The following is a 3,844-nucleotide window of genomic DNA, read 5'->3' as shown; positions in this document are numbered from 1 at the left end:
GCTTGGCCATATTTGCTGTGTAAAATCCTTGTGACTGATTTTGTAACAACGCCATGAACAGCTTTTCGTAAAGGCGCAGGGATTAGTTTTTGTCCTGGAACGGCAGCCATTCCAACTGCAACACCGGCTGCAATGGCTCCATCGACATCGCCCTTATCCATCGCTACTTTGAATTCATAGCAATTGGTTGCAACATCAACAACGGTTGCAATTTGCATGGCAATAACAGCGCCCGCGACAAGAACTGGCACAAAGTTATTCTCTGCTGCATTGCCCGCAGCATTGGTTGCTGTATTCACATCTCGGCCAGTGAAAAGAGCTGCAACAGCTGTGCCGACTTTAGCAACTTCGACTGCGCTCACTTTTGCATTTGAGAGTCGCTCTGAGACCTCACGCACTGAGATCTTGCCATCTTTGTAATCTTGTTGGATTTGGCTTTTTTGATATTTGCCATATGTCTCAGAGATCATCTCACCTAAAGGAGCGGCAATAGCCCCTGCTGCGATATCCTCATGTTGAATAGCTGCAATCCCTGCACCTAAAACTGAGTGCATGAGCTTATGCGTTATACTATCGAGAAGAGAGGTCTCTTGAGCTGTGAAGATGATGCTCTCAATGTCGCCATTTGATTGCTCAAGTCTTTCATCTTGAGCAGCGATGAATTCCTCTTCAGTACCATGATGCCATTCACCAATGCGCTGTGCCACATAGCCCTGAACGGCATCAATCATGACCATGGGCGCATTGTGCTTGAGAGCCTCACCAAGAGATTCACCTGAGAAGGCAACATCAGCTGCTGTTTGAACACCCTGACGCACTGCACCATTTTGCGCACAAGCAGTAAGGTTTGTGTAGTCTATCTTCAGATTTTAAGAGGGATCTTACCTTTTTGATTCCATGAAGGTAATCAGCTCTGCGCATTCAGCATCATACATTTTAGAGCGGGCTTTAAGAAGCTCAATGCCTTTGAGCATAGCTTCTTCTTGATCAGGCTTGTAAGTTTCTCTGAACCTTTTAAGAATAACAGGATTAAAGAGAGAAATCATAAGTTGCCTCAAAGCTTCTAAACTTTTGTCAGTGTCCTCTTCATATCGATATTTAATATATTCCCCGGGCGTTGGGTGTCCTGGATACTCTTGTTCCGCGGTCCTAAATTCAACACCCTTGCATTTTCTGAGTTTTGCAGCGAGTGCTGGATGGATAAGGTAACGTCGTGTCCTGTACAAAAACACCAAACAATTAGAACCAATTCCTTGCTCATTAAATACTAAACGTTTTATCTCAAACCAATCATGTGCTAAATCTTCCTCACTCTTATAAAATAAGTCGGATTTCTGTCGATTAATACAATCAACCTCATTTAAAACATTAATCGCATAATAATCATGATTCTCAAAAGATGGATCCTTCTTATCAAAATTTTTAATTACAACAGGAAAGGCCTGAAAATCATTAGGGCATTCTGACTTCAATACATCCAAAACTCTTTGATGCACAATAAGAGGCGAACCATCATAACAACGCAAGAAATCATACTTTGTAAAATCATCTGGTTGGGTTTTAATGCCAAAGATAATGTCATATTTTGTTTCATCCATTTTTTGATTTCTTTTTAAATCAAAAATATTAAAAGACTTTGGCGCTTCAAACGCATTATATTTCAAAATATGCCTTTTATTAGGTCCACCTTTATCATAAATGAATAGCGGTTCAATATTTTTTTCATTTTTATTTGTCATTACTATCCTCTTTATTTTTTATTTAATTGTCTTAACATCATTAATCTGTTAAACTCTTCAGCAGCTTGAGGCTGATGGACTTTATTTAAAGGCAACTTACCTATTTTTAGAAGGTATCTTTGTGGAGTGATTATTTCTTTCTGAATTGCATGAAGTGTTTGCTCGTTTGACCATCCATACAAGGTTCTCTTCATAGAAATACCGTCTAATGATTCTAAAATTCCTTCCTTTACTTCACGCATATGACGTCCTTCATGAATAGATCTTTGCACATTTAGTGTTGAAGAACCTTTTTTAGTTGGTAAAAACATTAAATTTTTGCGCTGATCAAAATCAAAACCAACTTCCTTCAGTAATGTGTGATCTTTCAATTCTTGTGGAACAATGTGATGAATCTGAGTATCGTCAATGCTTTTGATTTTACCATCTTTACCACGATTCACTATAGGAGTTTCCTTAATTACTTTATGTTCAATGCTCTGTTCAGCTTGTTTAACAGCTCTGTCACCGATCTTCTTTTGAACAAATTGTCCAGCTTTGGAATTGGCTGCCTTCTGAGTCAAACTCTGAACCTTACCACTTGCAGCATCAACAAGTTCTCCGCCGGCTTTGACGGCAGCTTGGCCATATTTGCTGTGTAAAATCTTTGTGACTGATTTTGTGACAACGCCATGAACAGCTTTTCGTAAAGGCGCAGGGATGAGCTTTTGTCCTGGAACAGCTGCCATGCCAATCGCAACGCCGGCTGCAATAGCTCCATCGACATCGCCCTTATCCATCGCCACTTTGAACTCATAGCAATTGGTTGCAACATCAATAGCGGTTGCAATTTGCATGGCAATAACAGCGCCCGCGACAAGAACCGGAACAAAGTTATTCTCTGCTGCATTGCCCGCAGCATTGGTTGCTATTTACGAAAAATCACAAGCCTCTTTGCTGGAGATTGCTTCTACGAAACTATGCACCATCCTTTCTCTTTTGATTCTTAATCTCTTCAAGAACCATATTCAAAAAAAATTCGCCAAAATCTTTTGCAACAATTTCAAGTTTAGGAGTCGCTTCATAGCCATCTAAAGGCCAATATACGACAGGACATTCACCTTCAGCGTTCATTTGTGAAAGATCGAGAGCATAATATGAGCCATCACCTAAATGATAAATTTGAATAATTTGTAAGGGCAGATTATATTCTGCTCTATTCTTTAATTGATGCCACACTATGTTCAAAGAACCTGCAGCTCCCAAATTTGTATTAGAGAAAATCTCATCGCGGACCAATCCATTAAATTCTTTGTAACTAAAGTTTCCACAACCTAAGATTAATAAAAAAGCTTTATAAGACTCCGGAAATTTAACTTCAAGAATTTTCTCTGCTGAATCAATAGTTTGTATAGAAAGCGGTCCTACAAAATCGATATCATCTTCAAGAAAATTTGCATACATCAGATCAATTGCATGTTGTAAGATTTTTGTACTCATTCTGGTATTCCTTTCAATTGATCTGAGAACTCACGAGCTCTTTCTTTCCAATATTGATTTCTCCATCTATCAAATTCAGGTCTGTAAATACCAGAGGGAGTTGATGATGGATTAATGTGTATTATTCTTTTATACTCCTTATGAAAAGTATCTGTCACTTCAGCAATTGGACCATTTTTTGTTTGTAACATATGGTGCAAATTCATAGGCTCGCCATCAGGGCCTTTCGGTGCTAATCCCTTCTGCATTCTCTGGAAATTAGTGCGTCCCATCTCATCAACCCTATTCAAATCAATCAAATCATCACGTTTATAAACCTTGTTTGTTTGTCCATGAGCTGTGAAATGATCAACATCATTCCAATGATTCTGCTTAACTCTCGGAGATAAGTCAACACCCTTTTCAGTCTGCTGAACAATGCCTTTTCCGCCCTTTGAAACACTCCAATCCTCAAGCTTTTTCCCTGCGCCTTTGACAAGACTCGAATCCGCAACACGCTTCGATAAATTCTGAACCTTGCTGCTTGCAGCATCAACGAGCTCTCCGCCGGCTTTGACTGCCGCTTGGCCATATTTGCTGTGTAAAATCCTTGTGACTGATTTTGTAACAACGCCATGAACAGCTTT

At 39.5% G+C, this 3,844-nt stretch carries 5 protein-coding genes; all 5 read right to left on the bottom strand.

Going from position 1 to position 3,844, the window contains the following annotated elements:
- Positions 1 to 818, bottom strand: an 818-nt coding sequence (locus KBF71_08960; GenBank protein MBP9878441.1) for a hypothetical protein, incomplete at its 3' end; no start/stop codon positions are given.
- Positions 819 to 881: 63 nt separating this feature from the next.
- The gene (locus tag KBF71_08955) at positions 882 to 1,739 is read right to left on the bottom strand and encodes a hypothetical protein (GenBank protein MBP9878440.1); all 858 of its coding nucleotides are present in this window, start codon (positions 1,737 to 1,739) and stop codon (positions 882 to 884) included.
- Between the two features lie 11 nt (positions 1,740 to 1,750).
- Positions 1,751 to 2,575 carry an AHH domain-containing protein gene (locus tag KBF71_08950; protein ID MBP9878439.1) on the bottom strand — a complete coding sequence of 275 codons (825 nt, stop codon included), beginning with the start codon at positions 2,573 to 2,575 and terminating at the stop codon, positions 1,751 to 1,753.
- Between the two features lie 121 nt (positions 2,576 to 2,696).
- Positions 2,697 to 3,218: an SMI1/KNR4 family protein gene (locus KBF71_08945; protein MBP9878438.1), complete on the bottom strand. Its 522-nt coding sequence runs from the start codon at positions 3,216 to 3,218 to the stop codon at positions 2,697 to 2,699.
- A partial coding sequence (locus tag KBF71_08940; GenBank protein ID MBP9878437.1) for an HNH/ENDO VII family nuclease occupies positions 3,215 to 3,844 on the bottom strand: 630 nt, incomplete at its 5' end. The genes KBF71_08940 and KBF71_08945, both read right to left, overlap by 4 nt.

Source organism: Alphaproteobacteria bacterium (assembly GCA_018063245.1).
GTDB lineage: Bacteria > Pseudomonadota > Alphaproteobacteria > JAGPBS01 > JAGPBS01 > JAGPBS01.
The sequence above is the reverse complement of the archived record's forward strand: the minus strand, read 5'-3'. Positions and strand labels throughout refer to the sequence as shown.

Bases quoted from the DNA above. Each gene is read 5' to 3' on its own strand.
- KBF71_08950 (MBP9878439.1), bottom strand. From the start codon at position 2,575: ATGCAAATTGCAACCGCTATTGATGTTGCAACCAATTGCTATGAGTTC.
- KBF71_08945 (MBP9878438.1), bottom strand. From the start codon at position 3,218: ATGAGTACAAAAATCTTACAACATGCAATTGATCTGATGTATGCAAAT.
- KBF71_08955 (MBP9878440.1), bottom strand. From the start codon at position 1,739: ATGACAAATAAAAATGAAAAAAATATTGAACCGCTATTCATTTATGAT.